At 62.0% G+C, this 242-nt stretch carries 1 protein-coding gene; it reads right to left on the minus strand.

What is annotated here, in order from left to right:
- On the minus strand, nt 1–242 hold a 242-nt coding region (locus tag OZ10_RS20265), incomplete at both ends, for an acyl carrier protein (protein WP_039566938.1).

The raw sequence follows: 242 nt of genomic DNA on the forward strand, positions 1-242 counted from the left end.
AACAGGATCGAGTCGAAGCCATATTCGTTGAACGGTGTATCGCAGGCAATCGCCTCCGCTTCCATCTTCAGCGTTTGCGCGATCAGTGCGCGAAGTTCGGACTCCAGAGCGTCTGCAGCATAATGTGCGCGCAATCCGTCGAGCAGTCCGTCGCGCGCTGGCATGGTGCTATTGCCCGGACCCGAAGAGGATGCACCATCGTTGCCGGCGGCCTTTGCCGGCACGGCCGGCAGCCGCGCATG

This window comes from Xanthomonas cannabis pv. cannabis, from assembly GCF_000802365.1.
GTDB lineage: Bacteria > Pseudomonadota > Gammaproteobacteria > Xanthomonadales > Xanthomonadaceae > Xanthomonas > Xanthomonas cannabis.